Raw genomic sequence first — 15,859 nt, 5'->3', positions numbered from 1 at the left:
GAGCCATCGGGCGTTGGCATCTACTCACTCAAACAAATTATGGTGCAGCTTCTGTACCACCTGTTCGGCTTCGGTACCAGGCACCAGGAAGCACAGGTTATGGCTGGACGCGCCGTAGCAAATCATGCGGATGTTGAACGGCTCCAGTACGCCGAACACCTCTTTACCCACGCCACAGGCTTTGGACAGGTCGTTGCCAATCAGCGCCACCAGCGCCAGGCCTTCTTCCACTTCAACCCGACACAGGGCAGACAGTTCCATCAGCAGAGACTGTGTTAACAGTGTATCCCCGGTGGAGGTCGAACCGGTGGTATCCAGCGTCAGCGCCACGCTGACTTCGGATGTGGTAATTAAATCTACCGAGATGTTATGGCGTGCCAGAATACCGAAAACTTCCGCTAAAAAGCCACGAGAGTGCAGCATATTCAGGCTATGCAGCGTTACCAGCGTTTGCTTACGGCGCAGCGCCAGCGCCCGGAACAGAGGTGGATTCGCGGTTTTATTGCAGACCAGCGTACCGCCTGCTTTTGGATCCTTACTGGAGCCCACAAACACCGGGATATCGCTACGTACGGCTGGCAACAGGGTTGCCGGGTGCAGCACTTTCGCGCCAAAGGTCGCCATTTCCGCGGCCTCTTCAAAGGCGATTTCATCAATACGCTGCGCCGCCGGAACAACGCGTGGATCGGTCGTGTAAATGCCCGGAACATCGGTCCAGATATCGACGCGTGTGGCATGCAGCGCTTCGGCCAGCAGGGCGGCCGTATAATCGCTCCCGCCGCGCCCCAACGTGGTGGTGCGGCCTTTGCCTTCACTGCCAATAAAACCCTGAGTAATCACCAGACCTTCGCTCAGACGCGGTGCCAACTGGAGCGTTGCCAGTTCAGCCAGCGCCGCGACGTCAGGTTCTGCGCGGCCAAAACGATCGTTGGTGCGCATCACTTTACGTACGTCAAACCACTGCGCCTGCACGTTGCGTTCACGCAGGATCTCGACGAACAGCAGGGTAGACATCAGTTCACCGTGGCTGACCAGTTCGTCGGTCAGTGCGGTTGAGGTCGCCAGTGACGCCGCTTCTGCCAGCGTGGTGATGTTTTCCAGCAGACGTTCGATCTCTTCACGGATCACGTTTGGATAACGCAGACGTTCCAGAATATTGAACTGAATTTGACGAATGGCATCGAGTTTTTCGAAGCGCGCGGTTGGCTCCAGCCCTTCAGCCAGTGCGACCAGCAGGTTGGTGATTCCCGCGGAAGCGGAAAGTACCACTACACGGACATTAGCATCAGAAAGCACTACATCAGCGCTACGATTCATGGCATCAAAATCCGCCACGCTGGTACCGCCAAACTTGGAGACAACTACATCAGTCATAACTACCTCGTGTCAGGGAATGAATAGAGCGACCATGGCACATAAGGCAGAACAGAAACCGGTGCAGGCGCAAATGCAAATACCGTATTACATTTCGTCCTTCAATCTGCCTCTTCGTTGGCTGCACCTGCTCACCACAGTCACTTACTTCAGTAAGCTCCTGTGGATTCTCAGGTTTGCCGCCTTGACGCATATCGAATGACTTTATGTATATAAATAAAAGGCATGGCTTGTACTGTCAACGCTGGGATTATGCGGATTTTTCATGCTGCAACTGCGTTGAGTAACGGTACTAATAACAACGCTGATAACCGCTATACTTTTTAGCCACGTTTGGCGGATGCCCTGGCAATGGCATTAAAACAATCACACTTTTCTGTGACTGGCGTTACAATCGATCTCAGTCACAATTCTCAAAATCAGAAGAGTATTGCTAATGAAAAACATCAATCCAACGCAGACCTCAGCCTGGCAGGCACTACAAAAACACTTTGAAGAAATGAAAGACGTTACTATCGCGGATCTGTTCGCGAAAGATAGCGATCGCTTCACTAAGTTTTCCGCGACGTTTGACGATCTGATGCTGGTGGATTTCTCCAAAAACCGCATCACTGAAGAGACGCTGGCTAAACTGCAGGATCTGGCGAAAGAGACCGATTTGGCAGGCGCCATCAAGTCCATGTTCTCCGGTGAGAAAATCAACCGCACCGAAGACCGTGCCGTGCTGCACGTGGCGCTGCGCAACCGTAGCAATACGCCAATCATCGTTGACGGCAAAGATGTCATGCCGGAAGTGAACGCGGTGCTGGAGAAGATGAAATCCTTCTCTGAAGCGATCATCTCCGGAAGCTGGAAAGGCTATACCGGTAAAGCCATCACTGATGTAGTAAACATCGGTATCGGCGGTTCTGACCTCGGCCCGTTCATGGTGACCGAAGCGCTGCGTCCGTACAAAAATCACCTGAACATGCATTTTGTGTCGAACGTTGATGGGACGCACATTGCTGAAGTGCTGAAGAAAGTGAACCCGGAAACCACGCTGTTCCTGGTCGCTTCCAAAACCTTCACCACCCAGGAAACCATGACCAACGCCCACAGCGCACGCGACTGGTTCCTGGCTACCGCAGGCGACAACAAGCACGTTGCCAAACACTTCGCTGCGCTCTCCACTAACGGTAAAGCGGTTGGCGAGTTCGGTATTGATACCGCGAATATGTTCGAGTTCTGGGACTGGGTTGGCGGTCGTTACTCCCTGTGGTCTGCTATCGGTCTGTCCATCATCTTGTCCGTAGGCTTCGACAACTTTGTTGAGCTGCTCTCCGGCGCCCACGCAATGGACAAACACTTCTCCACCACGCCGGCTGAGAAAAACCTGCCAGTGCTGCTGGCGCTGATCGGTATCTGGTACAACAACTTCTTCGGTGCTGAAACCGAAGCGATTCTGCCGTACGACCAGTATATGCACCGTTTCGCGGCCTACTTCCAGCAGGGCAATATGGAATCCAACGGTAAATACGTTGACCGTAACGGCAATGCTGTAGACTACCAGACTGGCCCAATCATCTGGGGTGAGCCGGGTACTAACGGCCAGCATGCGTTCTATCAGTTGATCCACCAGGGCACCAAAATGGTTCCGTGCGATTTCATCGCGCCGGCAATCACCCATAACCCGCTGTCAGATCACCATCCGAAACTGCTGTCTAACTTCTTCGCGCAAACCGAAGCGCTGGCTTTTGGTAAATCTCGTGAAGTCGTTGAGCAGGAATATCGCGACCAGGGTAAAGATCCGGCAATGCTTGACCACGTTGTGCCGTTCAAAGTGTTCGAAGGCAATCGTCCAACTAACTCCATTCTGCTGCGTGAAATCACGCCGTTCAGCCTGGGAGCGCTGATTGCACTGTATGAGCACAAAATCTTCACTCAGGGCGCCATCCTGAACATCTTCACCTTTGACCAGTGGGGCGTTGAGCTGGGCAAACAGCTGGCAAACCGCATTCTGCCAGAGCTGAAAGATGGTTCCGAAGTGAGCAGCCACGACAGTTCTACCAACGGTTTGATTAACCGTTATAAGTCCTGGCGTTAATCTGCTTCTTCCTTCGAACCGCAGCGGTGTTGGCTGCGTACGTTAACCCCGGTCACATAGCTATCTATGCTCCCGGGGATTAACGATCTTGCCGCCTTGCTGCAATTCGAATGAATTTGCAGATTGCTTATAAAAAAAGCCGATATTAATATCGGCTTTTTTTATAAGATTGCTCCAGGATATCTACGTTTTATCTTCATTACTTAATTGAGCTTAATCCTAAAATAATTTCCTTAATGTTGTTCAATATCTGTTGTTTTCGGATTTACCGGATATTGCGTTTTCTATATTTATATTTTAACTGATTGATTAAATGGATGTTATTTTATTTTATTAATCGTTATCTCGCTTGCTGACTAATTATCCTAAATTCCCGTATGGCGTAATTTGCACACTTTGGCTTGTGTATACTCGATCTCGCCCGAAATTCTTTTGGGTAAATCTCCATTCATACAATGAAGGGAATTTGTGATGAAAAAAGTTCTGTATGGCCTTTGGGCTATATCTGCGCTTGCGGCGACTTCTGTCTATGCCGCCCCCGTTGAGGTGGGTGAGGCTGCAGGGTCGGCTGCCGCGTCGGTTTCGGCAGGAAGTTCCTCCGCAACCAGCGTGAGCACCGTAAGTTCTGCGGTGGGGGTTGCCCTGGCGGCGACCGGTGGCGGCGATGGTTCTAATACCGGAACCACCACCACAACAACCACCAGTACCCAGTAATACCGGTACGTAGCCCCTAAATAATTCGCGTTGCAGGAAGGCGGCAAGTGAGTGAGTCCCCGGGAGCATAGATAGCTATGTGACCGGGGTGAGTGAACGTAGCTAACGCATCTGCAACGTGAAGTATGACGGGGATTAATTCTAACCACACTTCGGTGTGGTTATTTTGCCGCTGCGGAGAAACGTCGTGAAGCGACCAGCGATCATAATGGTTTGCCTGTTACTGCAGGCGTGCTCAGCCACCACCGAAGGGTTGGGTCATTCGCTATGGGAGAGCGTGTTTGGTACTCCCGGCGTACAGATGACGGACGATGAAATCCAAAACATGCCCTACGCCAGCCAGTACATGCAACTCAACGGCGGTCCCCAGTTGTTTGTGGTACTCGCGTTCGCAGAAAACGGACAGCAAAAATGGGTGACTCAGGATCGGGCCATTCTCGTCACGCAGCATGGGCGCATTGTGAAAACGCAGCTCGGTGGTGACAACCTGATCGAGATGAATAATCTGGCGACAGACCCGCTCATCAAACCAAATCAAATAATCGATGGCGCAACGTGGACCCGTACGATGGGCTGGACTGAACATCAGCAGGTACGCTATGCCACCGCACGCTCAGTTTTCAAATGGGATGGCGCAGACACCATCAAAGTCGGCAGCGATAACACGCCGGTACGGCTCCTCGATGAAGAGATAACTACCGAACAAACACGCTGGCATAACCGCTACTGGATCGACAGCGAAGGGCAGATTCGCCAGTCGGAACAGTATCTTGGCGCACGTTACTTCCCGGTGAAAACCACGCTGATTAAGGCGGCAAAATCATGATCAAACGAGCCGTACTGGCGCTGCTGTTAAGTCTGAGCACAGCGTCCGTTTTTGCTGCGGGCAGCGTTAAGGTCTTTACCTCCGCCAGCGCAGAGCCAAAAACGCTGACCGGGGCTGAACATCTGCTCGACCTGGTTGGACAGCCGCAGTTGAGCAATAGCTGGTGGCCAGGCGCAGTTATCAGTGAAGAGCGGGCAACGACTGAGGCGGAACGTCAGCAGCAGGCATTACTGGCCCGCCTGGCGACGCTGAGCGCTGAAGAAAGCGGTGACGATGCCGCATCTATCAAGGCATTACGCCAGCAAATTCAGGCGCTGAAGGTGACCGGCAGACAGAAGATTAATCTCGATCCGGATGTTGTGCGCGTCAGCGAGCAAGGTAACCCGCCGCTGCAGGGCAATTACACGCTGTGGGCCGGAGCGCAGCCAACCGATATCACGCTGTTTGGCCTGCTAAGCCACCCAGGTAAACAACCGTTTATGCCCGGGCGTGATGTCGCCAGCTACCTCGATGGGCAAAGTCGGCTCGGCGGCGCGGATCGTAGCTACGCGTGGGTCATCTATCCCAATGGACGCACGCAGAAAGTACCGGTCGCTTACTGGAACAAACGTCACGTTGAGCCGATGCCCGGCAGCATCATTTTTGTCGGACTCTCTGATGCTGTCTGGAGCAGCACCCCGGATGAAATCAATGCCGATATTCTTCGCACCCTGACCCAGCGGATACCCGAATAATGAGAAAAACTTACCTGCTCAGCTTACTGGCGCTGGGCGTAAGCGTTGCTTGCCATGGTGAAACCTGGCCCGCGCCCATTGGACCTTCGCAGTCCGATTTTGGCGGCGTGGGGCTGCTGCAAACCCCAACTGCACGCATGGCGCGCGAGGGCGAAATGAGCCTCAACTACCGCGACAACGATCAGTACCGCTACTACTCTGCGTCGGTACAACTGTTCCCGTGGCTGGAAACCACGCTGCGCTACACCGATGTGCGTACTAAAAAATACAGCAGCGTCGAGTCGTTTTCAGGCGATCAGACATACAAAGATAAGGCTTTTGATCTCAAATTACGGCTGTGGGAAGAGAGCTACTGGATGCCGCAGGTAGCGGCTGGCGCGCGCGATATTGGCGGGACGGGCCTGTTCGATGCGGAGTATATAGTGGCGAATAAAGCCTGGGGGCCGTTTGATTTCTCGCTTGGCCTGGGCTGGGGATATCTCGGGACCAGCGGCAACGTCAGCAATCCGTTTTGCTCATACAGCGATAAATTCTGCTATCGCGATAACAGCTACAAGCAGGCCGGCTCTATTGACGGCAGCCAGATGTTTCATGGTCCGGCATCATTATTTGGCGGTGTGGAATATCAGACTCCCTGGCAACCACTGCGCCTGAAGCTGGAGTATGAGGGGAATAATTACCAACAGGATTTTGCGGGCAAGCTGGATCAGAAGAGCAAGTTTAACGTCGGCGCTATTTATCGCGTCACCGATTGGGCCGACGTTAACCTGAGCTATGAGCGCGGGAACACCTTTATGTTTGGGGTCACGCTGCGAACTAACTTTAACGATCTGCGGCCAAACTATAACGACAACGCCCGGCCGAAATATCAGCCGCAGCCGCAGGATGCCATCCTGCAACATTCGGTGGTGGCGAATCAGCTAACGCTGCTGAAATATAACGCCGGGCTGGCCGATCCTAAAATTCAGGTGCAGGGCGATACGCTGTATGTGACCGGTGAACAGGTGAAATACCGTGATTCGCGTGAAGGGATCGAACGTGCCAACCGGATCGTGATGAACTCCCTTCCCGACGGGATCCGCACGATCCGTATTACGGAAAATCGCCTTAACTTGCCGCAGGTGACGACTGAAACGGAGGTTTCCAGCCTCAAGCGCCATCTGGAAGGCGAGCCGTTGGGTCATGAAACCCAACTGGCGCAAAAACGCGTTGAGCCCGTGGTGCCGAAAACGACCGAGCAGGGTTGGTATATCGATAAGTCACGCTTTAATCTCCACATCGATCCGGTGCTTAACCAGTCGGTGGGCGGCCCGGAAAACTTCTATATGTATCAGTTGGGCGTGATGGGAACAGCGGATTGGTGGGTGACCGATCATCTGCTGACCACCGGGAGTTTGTTCGCCAACCTCGCCAATAACTATGACAAATTTAACTACACCAACCCGCCGCAGGATTCGCATTTACCACGAGTGCGTACCCATGTGCGCGAGTATGTGCAAAACGATGTCTACGTGAATAACTTGCAGGCCAACTACTTCCAGTCACTCGGAAACGGGTTCTACGGACAGGTTTACGGTGGCTATCTGGAAACCATGTATGGCGGAGCGGGGGCGGAAGTGCTGTATCGCCCGCTGGACAGCAGTTGGGCGTTTGGTGTTGATGCCAACTACGTGAAACAGCGTGACTGGCGTAGCGCGCAGGACATGATGAAATTCACCGACTACAGCGTGAAGACCGGGCATTTGACGGCTTACTGGAATCCGTCATTCGCTCAGGATGTACTGGTGAAAGCCAGCGTGGGTCAGTATCTGGCGGGGGATAAGGGCGGAACGCTGGAAGTGGCGAAACGCTTTGATAGCGGTGTTGTGGTAGGTGGCTATGCAACCATCACCGATGCCTCGCCGGATGAGTACGGAGAGGGTGATTTTACCAAAGGGGTGTACGTTTCCGTACCGCTGGATCTGTTCTCGTCTGGCCCGACCCGCAGCCGTACGGCGATTGGCTGGACGCCGTTAACGCGTGATGGCGGCCAGCAGCTTGGACGTAAGTTTGGTCTGTATGATATGACCAGCGACAGAAGTGAGAACTTCCGTTAACGCTTGATCGCCCGGTGCGCAGAGCTTACCGGGCCTACAGTACGGCAGTAGGCCGGATAAGGCATTTATGCCGCCCTCCGGCAATTTATAAACGACGCAATAATTTTGCCGGGTTGCCCGCGTACACACCTTTCTCGGTAATCGATTTGGTCACTACGCTTCCCGCGCCGATGACTGCGCCATCGCAGATAGTGACCGCCAGAATGGTCGCTCCACTGCCGATCGAAACATCGTCGCCAATGATAATTCTCCCCCAACTGTTGCGGTCAGCGTTGGGTTTTCCTTCGCGAAACATATCGTTGGCGAACATCACGCCATGCCCGATAAAACAGCGGGCGCCCAGGGAGACATATTCGCAGATGAAGGTGTGCGACTGAATTTTGCTGTCTGCGCCAATCTGCGTATTGCCCTGGATTTCTACAAATGGTCCGACAAAGACGTTGTCACCCAATGTGCAGTCGTAGAGATTGGCGGGCTCATAAATCACCACGTTCTCACCGCAGGTAACGTTGCGGACAGCGGATTGTCTTATCTGCATACTTCATCCTGTGAAATGTGTCGTGACATTCATCATTCCCCGTTGACCTGTCTTGCACAAAACATAAACAAAAAATGTAGATCTCTGTCACATTTTTGCGTTATACAGAAACCTCGTCACTGAACAGGAGGGGCCGTTATGACGTCGCTATCTCGTCCGCGCGTGGAGTTTATCTCCACCATCTTACAGACTGTGTTGAATCTGGGGCTGCTGAGTCTGGGCCTGATCCTGGTTGTATTCCTCGGGAAAGAAACGCTGCATCTGGCAGATGTGCTGTTCGCGCCGGAACAAACCAGCAAGTATGAGCTGGTGGAAGGGCTGGTGGTTTACTTCCTCTACTTTGAATTTATCGCCTTGATTGTGAAATACTTTCAGTCAGGGTTTCACTTTCCGCTGCGCTATTTTGTCTATATCGGGATCACCGCGATTGTGCGGTTGATCATTGTCGATCATAAAGCGCCGATGGATGTGCTGATCTATTCTGCGGCGATCCTGCTGCTGGTGATCACCCTGTGGTTGTGCAATTCCAAACGGCTGAAGCGAGAGTAACAGACAACACGCCGCAATCGGGCTGCGGCGTGTAGACGTGGTTAATGACTGGCGAATATCTTAATCAGGCCGATTCTATTTGCTTTCATTTACGGTTTCCATCATGAGCTGTTGCTGCTTTTCTTTGGACAAGCGAGCGATGCCAAAGCCAGTGAAACCCCATAGCGTCGCAAAGAAAATGCCACTCCAGCAGAGAATAGCCCACGGAAGATAGCTTAATGTAGCAACACCAAGCGTACCTGCCATGTAGGCACCCGCGGCAGTCCAGGGCAGAATCGGTTCAAATATGGTGGCAGAGTCTTCTACAGTCCTCGCCAGATTTTTTGGATGTAGCCCGCGCTCAATATAAGCACTTCGTAACATTTCAATCGGGATCAGGATTGAGATCTGACCATTACAGGTCACGCTAATCATTGTTAAGCCACAGGCAATAGTCGCAAGAATCATGGTTCCTGTGGAATGAACTAATTTGAGCAGATTATGGACGATGACTTCTAAAGCGCCGCTCAAGGCCAATGTTCCCGCGAATGAAAGGGCGCAGAAACAAATAAGCAACGTACTCATCATCGAGTTCATGCCACCGCGGTTGAGCAAATTACCTAATAGCGGATTAACATCTTTATCGGTAAGCATTGAAACGTTAAATCCGTCTACTGCACTTTTTACAATGTCGTGTAGTGCGAAACCCTGAATGACGCTGGCGTTGATCATGGCTACCAGTGCCGAAACAAGCATAATTGGAATAGTTGGTTTCTTGGTAATCGAACCGTACAGGACAATGGCAATGGGGAGCAATAACAACAAATTAAAATGATAAATCCCCTTTAATCCCTCTGTAATTAGCTGAACTTTGTCGGGCACGGTTGAGCCGCCGAGATCGCCATTCATTCCATAGAGGGTCATAACAACGGCTGACAGAATCAATGAGGGAAGGGTTGTGTAAAGTAAATGAACGATGTGTTCATAGAGATCTATCTGGGCCGCCATCGCAGCCAGGTTAGTGTCGCCAGAAAGAGGTGACAGTTTGTCCCCGAAATAAGCCCCCGCCACAATAGCGCCAGCAGTTGCTGCCAGATTAGCCTCCATTCCGATGGCCACACCCATAAATGCTACACCGACAGTGCCTGCCGATCCCCAGGATGTCCCTGTGCATACAGAGACGACGGCAGTAACGAGCAGGGCGGTCACATAGATCATTGAAGGATTTATCAGATTAAGGCCGTAATAAATCATCAGCGGAATAGTACCGCCTATCATCCATGTCCCAATCAGGAGGCCCACGCTGATCAAAATTAGCAGAGCAGGCATTGTTTTGGCGATTTTCTGCGATATTGATTCAAGGATTGCATTGTAGCCGTACCCCAACCGCTTAACTAACAGCGCAGCAATGACGGTTGAAAGAACCATTAATGGCTCAGGTGGCAGATCGAAAGCTGCATAGCCAACTCCCAGCAATAGAACCATCGCTAGTATTGGTAACAATGATTCCACCAGAGTTGGTGTTCTTGGAGTATTGTTATTATTCATGGAGGGAAACTCCTGTAGTGAAGGGTATGCTCTGATAAATCCGTTCAAATGCTTGTGTAAGAGTGGTTCTTGGCGTGGCGATGTTCACGCGGAAAAAACCAAGTCCTTCATCGCCAAAATCTGATCCCCAACTCATCTCAACACCAGCGAGGGAGACAAACCAATGGCGTAGTTGCTCTTCGCTGATGTTCATCGCTCGGTAGTCGATCCACAACATGTAAGTTCCACCACCAGAGGCGACAACCCAGTCTGGAAAATGAGCCTGGCAGAATGATTGAACCCAGCGCCTGTTTTCGGCCAAATAATTTTTTAATGCTGCTAACCAAGAATCGCCATGGCGGTAAGCACAGAGAAATGCAGGAACAGAGAAATAACCAGGATTATGGATACCTGCTGCAATAAGAGCTGATTTAAACTTTTCACGATACTTATCATTAGCAATAACAATATTGGCGATTTCAAGTCCGGCCATATTGAATGTTTTTGCTGGAGATGTACAAATAAACGAGTTTTGTGCAACGTATGAACTTATCGAAGAGATTGTTTGATGTTGTTTTTTGGTGAAATTGAAGTCTGCATGAACATCATCGGAAATAATAAAAACATTATATTTCTCTGCTAATGAAGCTATTTTTCTCAGATTGTCTTCTGACCAGATTGTTCCTGTTGGATTATGCGGCGATATTAGAATAAAACAACAAGCCGTTTTAAACTTATCTTCGAGATCCGCAAAGTCTATTTCATAGCGGTGGTCACGATAAAGTAACGCACTTTCCAGCAATACTCTATGGTTGACTTCAACTGCATGGCTAATAGGATGATAGGCTGGGGCCAGGCTGACAATAGCATCTCCCGGCTGGGTAAAGTTCTGGATAAATAATGAGACGGCTTGTACCACTCGTGGGCAAAAAACAATGTGTTCAGGGTTGACCTTCCACGAGTAATGGCGTTGGTACCACTGTGCTGTTACTTGCTGCCAGTCATCACTTAATAATGTATAACCGTAGATACCTTTCTGATTTGCGGCTGACAATTCAGAAACTATAAAATCAGCTACGGGGATATCCATATCAGCTACAGACAGAGGGATGATGTCACGCCCCTTGTTATTATATTTAGCGCTATAGGTTCCGTCGCGTGAAATAACTTTATCAAAATTATAAACTTTCATATTTGTTACTCGCCCGATTTTATCGTTAGGGTAATGTAATATTTCGAGAGTGGAAGTGTTATTCTGTATTTTGTTTTCGTCATTATGAAAATTTGCATATGTGATGCTTATCACAAAGATGTTAATTGTCTGTCAATAAAAATAATCCAGTGAGTGTAAACGTTTTACATCGCTTAAGCGTATGGAATTTACATAAAAAAAGGCGCTCCGTAGAGCGCCGAATAACAGTCACAGGTTGGGATAACATAAATTGAGGGTTGCAGTGGCATTGCCCGTTGCCGGGCGGTTACTTCGGTAAAACTTAACCTTTCACACCACCCGCCGTCAGGCCGTTGACCAGCCAGCGCTGCGCCAGCAGGAATACCAGAGTGATCGGAATGGCTGAAAGTACAGCTGCGGCGGCAAAGTCGCCCCACAAGTAGTTCTGTGGATTGAGGTACTGCTGCATACCTACCGCGAGGGTGTAGCTGTTCACATCACGCAGCAGCAGTGACGCGACCGGTACTTCGGTAATGGCGGCAATGAACGACAGAATAAACACGACCGCCAGAATCGGAACGGAAAGCGGTAACAGCACCAGGCGGAAAGCCTGCCACGGCGTAGCGCCATCCAGCGCGGCCGCTTCTTCCAGCGAACCGTCGATGGTTTCGAAATAGCCCTTAATCGTCCACACATGCAGCGCAATACCGCCGAGATAAGCAAAGATCACGCCGCCGTGAGTGTTCAGGCCGATAAACGGAATGTACTGGCCCAGGCGATCAAACAAAGCATACAACGCGACCAGAGACAGTACCGCCGGGAACATCTGGAAAATCAGCATCCCTTTCAGCAGGGTTGCTTTGCCCGGGAATCGCATACGGGCAAAGGCGTAAGCGCAGGTGGTGGAAAGCGTCACGATACCGATCGCAGTAATGGTGGCCACTTTCACCGAGTTCCACAGCCATAACAGCACCGGGAACGGCGGCGGGGTCACGCGGCCATCCGCGTGCTCAACGCTAAAGCCCAGCGCCAGTTTCCAGTGCTCCCAGGAGATGTTTTCCGGGATCAGGCTGCCGGTAGCAAAGTTACCTTCGCGCAGCGAGATAGCGATAACCATCAGCAGCGGGAACATGATCGCCGCGATAAAAATCAGCAGCCCTAAGTGCGTTGCGAATAAACGTAACTTTTGTGATTTCGGTTGGACCATAGCCATTGTCGTTATCTCCCTTAATCAAACTTCATACGTGTGGCTTTCAGGTTCACAATCGCCAGCGCGCCAACCAGCAGGAAGATCAGTGTGGCAATCGCCGCCGCCAGACCGAAGTCCTGACCACCGCCGCCTTCAAAGGCAATACGATAGGTGTAGCTCACGAGCAGGTCGGTATAACCGGCTGGCGTGGTGGTACCGAGCCTGTCCGGACCACCGTTGGTCAACAGTTGAATCAGCACGAAGTTGTTAAAGTTAAAGGCGAAGCTGGCGATCATCAGCGGCGTCAGGGGCTTGATCAGCAGCGGCAACGTAATCTTAAAGAAGTTCTGGAACGGACCTGCGCCATCCATCGCCGAGGCTTCGTACAGATCGTCAGGAATTGCTTTCAGCAGGCCCATGCACAGGATCATCATGTATGGATAGCCCAGCCAGGTGTTGACGATAATAATCATCGAACGCGCGGTGGTTGGGTCGCTGAACCAGGCCGGCTTGATGCCAAACAGCGCGCTCAGCATCATGTTAATTTCACCAAAGCTCTGGTTGAACAGCCCTTTGAAAATCAGAATCGAGATAAACGATGGCACGGCATACGGCAGAATCAGCAGGACGCGGTAAATCGCTTTGCCCTTCAGGGATTCCCACTGCACCAGACAGGCGAGCACCATGCCGACGGCCACGGTCAAAATAACGGTCAGTACCGAGAAGACCACCGTCCAGACGAAGATAGCGAAGAACGGTTTCTGGATGCCCTCGTCGGTAAAGACGCGGGTAAAATTATCCCAGCCAATAGTAACGGTGTAGCCCGGGCTAAGCTTGTCATCGCCCCAGTTACCGTCTGCATTCACCGACTGATAGAAACCAATGTCGTTGTTCGGACGATATTTTACACCGCTCTGGCTGTTGGTGAGCGTACCGTCATCAGCGAGCGCATAGAGTGGCTGCGTGCCGGAGAACTGGCGCAGTGAACTCATAATCACCTTGCTTTCATCCGGCAGGATGGCGGTCAATTGGGTTAATGCCTGGCGATTTTGCGTAATGATACGCAGCGTTGCACGCTCGCCCGCTGGCAGCGCTTCGGCTTCTTTCAACTGCAGCTTCTGTTCGCCGCCAAATTTAAAGGCGTCGGAGAGATAATTCTTGCCGGTTTCACCGTCGGTGAGGGCCAGTTGCCACTCATCACCCGCCGGATACAGGCCAAAATTGTAGGTTTTACCCGCCTGATAAGAACGATCCATCAGAACTTCCTGAGCGCGTTCAAAGGTCAGTTGGTTGGTGCTGCTGTAGTTGGTAAAGGCAATGGCGATCGTACAAATCAGCGGAAACAGGACAAACAGCCCCATACCGGCAACGCCTGGATAAACATAGCGCCAGGCATAGGCTTTACGGTTAGCAAAAATATACAGGCCAGCAGAGCTTAAAATCAGCGTCATGATGGCAAACAGGTACTCCCCCTGAGCGTACATCAAAACAACAAGGTAACCGACCAGCAGCCCAAGCAGACCCATCACTGACCATTTCAGCGTGTCGCTTTGCCACCAGTGTTTCTTTTTAATGACATCCATGGGGATCTTCCTCTACAACATTGAACATCTGTCGGCAAAAGTGCCTGATGGCGCTGCGCTTATCAGGCCTACGGTGAGTTGTAGGCCGGATAAGGCATTTATGCCGCCATCCGGCACGTGTGCTACAGCACTACTTGGTGATACGACCTTGTGCATCTTTCAGTGCGGCATCGACGGTCTGACGACCGCTGGCTGCGTTAATCACTGCGGTACGTACGGCATACCAGAATGCGGACATCTGTGGGATGTTCGGCATGATTTCGCCTTTCTGGGCGTTATCCATGGTGGCGGCGATGCGTGGGTCTTTTGCTAACTGATCCTGGAAGGATTTCAGCGCAACGGCGCCCAGTGGTTTGTCCTTATTCACTTCATCCAGACCCTGATCGGTCAGCAGGTAGTTTTCGAGGAACTCTTTCGCCAGCTCTTTGTTCGGGCTGGCGGCGTTGATACCCGCGCTCAGCACGCCAACAAACGGTTTAGACGGCTTGCCTTTGAAGGTTGGCAACAGCGCGACGCCGTAGTTGATTTTGCTCTTGTCGATGTTAGACCATGCCCACGGGCCGTTGATGGTCATCGCGGTATCGCCTTTGTTAAAGGCCGCTTCAGCGATGGAGTAATCGGTATCCGCGTTCATGTGTTTGTTCTTGATCAGGTCAACCAGGAAGGTCAGGCCCGCTTTCGCGCCAGCGTTATCCACGCCCACGTCTTTCACGTCGTACTTGCCGTTTTCAAACTTGAACGCGTAACCGCCGTCGGCGGCAATCAGCGGCCAGGTGAAGTACGGTTCTTGCAGGTTGAACATCAGCGCGGATTTACCTTTCGCCTTCAGTTCTTTATCCAGTGCAGGAATTTCTTCCCAGGTTTTCGGTGGATTTGGCACGAGGTCTTTGTTGTAAATCAGCGACAGCGCTTCAACCGCGATCGGGTAGGCAATCAGTTTGCCGTTATAGCGTACGGCATCCCAGGTGAACGGATAGAGCTTGTCCTGGAACGCTTTGTCAGGCGTTATTTCAGCCAGCAGGCCAGACTGAGCGTAGCCGCCAAAACGGTCATGCGCCCAGAAGATGATGTCCGGGCCGTCGCCGGTCGCGGCAACCTGCGGGAATTTCTCTTCCAGTTTGTCCGGGTGCTCAATGGTGACTTTGATCCCGGTGTCTTTCTCGAATTTTTTGCCCACTTCAGCGAGGCCGTTATAGCCTTTGTCGCCGTTAATCCAGATAACCAGCTTACCTTCTTCAATCTTGGCGAGAGCCGAGGCGGAAAACATCATCGTCGTTAATGCAGACAATGCGAGGATGCGTGCGCCAGTTTTGATTTTCATAGTTCCCATCCTGTTTGGTGATTTTGCAGAGGTGGCTTAACGGTTACTAGTTTCTTTATACGACAACCTCTTTCCATCCTCCTTACCCCTACGCCCCACCCGCTCTTTATGTGATCTGTGTTACATAAATGTGAGTATTGCGTACTGGCGCACATAAAAACCCACCGATTTTTGC

At 51.5% G+C, this 15,859-nt stretch carries 13 protein-coding genes and 1 pseudogene; 7 read left to right on the top strand and 7 right to left on the bottom strand.

The features are described from left to right. Positions 1 to 24: 24 nt before the first annotated feature. Positions 25 to 1,374 carry a lysine-sensitive aspartokinase 3 gene (gene lysC, locus OGV77_RS00675; RefSeq protein WP_043018060.1) on the bottom strand — a complete coding sequence of 450 codons (1,350 nt, stop codon included), beginning with the start codon at positions 1,372 to 1,374 and terminating at the stop codon, positions 25 to 27. A 436-nt stretch (positions 1,375 to 1,810) separates the two neighbouring features. On the opposite strand from lysC, the gene pgi reads away from it, so the two are divergent. From pgi to OGV77_RS00650, 5 genes are all read left to right on the top strand, one after another. Continuing rightward, positions 1,811 to 3,457, top strand: coding sequence for a glucose-6-phosphate isomerase (gene pgi, locus OGV77_RS00670; protein WP_075145361.1), 1,647 nt, complete (start codon positions 1,811 to 1,813; stop codon positions 3,455 to 3,457). A 471-nt stretch (positions 3,458 to 3,928) separates the two neighbouring features. Next, positions 3,929 to 4,171 carry an exopolysaccharide production protein YjbE gene (yjbE, locus tag OGV77_RS00665; RefSeq protein ID WP_043018063.1) on the top strand — a complete coding sequence of 81 codons (243 nt, stop codon included), beginning with the start codon at positions 3,929 to 3,931 and terminating at the stop codon, positions 4,169 to 4,171. Between the two features lie 187 nt (positions 4,172 to 4,358). After that, complete coding sequence (locus OGV77_RS00660; RefSeq protein WP_087051795.1) at positions 4,359 to 4,997, top strand: YjbF family lipoprotein; 639 nt, start codon at positions 4,359 to 4,361, stop codon at positions 4,995 to 4,997. Continuing rightward, positions 4,994 to 5,731 (top strand): capsule biosynthesis GfcC family protein, encoded by a 738-nt coding sequence (locus OGV77_RS00655; protein WP_087051796.1) that lies wholly within the window; start codon positions 4,994 to 4,996, stop codon positions 5,729 to 5,731. Before OGV77_RS00660 ends, OGV77_RS00655 begins: the two co-directional genes overlap by 4 nt. Continuing rightward, positions 5,731 to 7,827 (top strand): YjbH domain-containing protein, encoded by a 2,097-nt coding sequence (locus OGV77_RS00650; RefSeq protein ID WP_087051797.1) that lies wholly within the window; start codon positions 5,731 to 5,733, stop codon positions 7,825 to 7,827. Before OGV77_RS00655 ends, OGV77_RS00650 begins: the two co-directional genes overlap by 1 nt. 85 nt (positions 7,828 to 7,912) lie before the next feature. On the opposite strand, the gene OGV77_RS00645 is transcribed toward OGV77_RS00650, so the two are convergent. Continuing rightward, the gene (locus tag OGV77_RS00645; RefSeq protein ID WP_043018067.1) at positions 7,913 to 8,365 is read right to left on the bottom strand and encodes an acyltransferase; all 453 of its coding nucleotides are present in this window, start codon (positions 8,363 to 8,365) and stop codon (positions 7,913 to 7,915) included. A 138-nt stretch (positions 8,366 to 8,503) separates the two neighbouring features. On the opposite strand from OGV77_RS00645, the gene psiE reads away from it, so the two are divergent. Then, the gene (gene psiE / locus OGV77_RS00640) at positions 8,504 to 8,914 is read left to right on the top strand and encodes a phosphate-starvation-inducible protein PsiE (RefSeq protein ID WP_003031674.1); all 411 of its coding nucleotides are present in this window, start codon (positions 8,504 to 8,506) and stop codon (positions 8,912 to 8,914) included. 75 nt (positions 8,915 to 8,989) lie between these two features. Here the strand turns inward: psiE and nhaC are convergent, their stop codons facing one another. The 4 genes from nhaC to malF form a co-directional block, all read right to left on the bottom strand. Continuing rightward, the gene (gene nhaC / locus OGV77_RS00635; protein ID WP_087051798.1) at positions 8,990 to 10,441 is read right to left on the bottom strand and encodes a Na+/H+ antiporter NhaC; all 1,452 of its coding nucleotides are present in this window, start codon (positions 10,439 to 10,441) and stop codon (positions 8,990 to 8,992) included. Beyond that, positions 10,434 to 11,612 carry a MalY/PatB family protein gene (locus OGV77_RS00630; RefSeq protein WP_047413313.1) on the bottom strand — a complete coding sequence of 393 codons (1,179 nt, stop codon included), beginning with the start codon at positions 11,610 to 11,612 and terminating at the stop codon, positions 10,434 to 10,436. Before OGV77_RS00630 ends, nhaC begins: the two co-directional genes overlap by 8 nt. 301 nt (positions 11,613 to 11,913) lie before the next feature. Continuing rightward, positions 11,914 to 12,804, bottom strand: a complete 891-nt coding sequence (malG, locus tag OGV77_RS00625) for a maltose ABC transporter permease MalG (RefSeq protein ID WP_043018069.1) — start codon at positions 12,802 to 12,804, stop codon at positions 11,914 to 11,916. 14 nt (positions 12,805 to 12,818) lie between these two features. Beyond that, entirely contained in the window at positions 12,819 to 14,363 is a 1,545-nt protein-coding gene (malF, locus tag OGV77_RS00620; protein WP_043018070.1) for a maltose ABC transporter permease MalF, read from the bottom strand. Positions 14,364 to 14,403: 40 nt separating this feature from the next. On the opposite strand from malF, the pseudogene OGV77_RS24800 reads away from it, so the two are divergent. Continuing rightward, positions 14,404 to 14,478 (top strand): annotated as a pseudogene (locus OGV77_RS24800) (hypothetical protein); the annotation flags it as partial. 15 nt (positions 14,479 to 14,493) lie between these two features. Here the strand turns inward: OGV77_RS24800 and malE are convergent. Further along, entirely contained in the window at positions 14,494 to 15,684 is a 1,191-nt protein-coding gene (gene malE, locus OGV77_RS00615) for a maltose/maltodextrin ABC transporter substrate-binding protein MalE (protein ID WP_047407230.1), read from the bottom strand. Positions 15,685 to 15,859 lie beyond the last annotated feature (175 nt).

This window comes from Citrobacter sp. Ce129 (assembly GCF_030334545.1).
Classification (GTDB): domain Bacteria; phylum Pseudomonadota; class Gammaproteobacteria; order Enterobacterales; family Enterobacteriaceae; genus Citrobacter; species Citrobacter europaeus.
The sequence above is the reverse complement of the archived record's forward strand: the minus strand, read 5'-3'. Positions and strand labels throughout refer to the sequence as shown.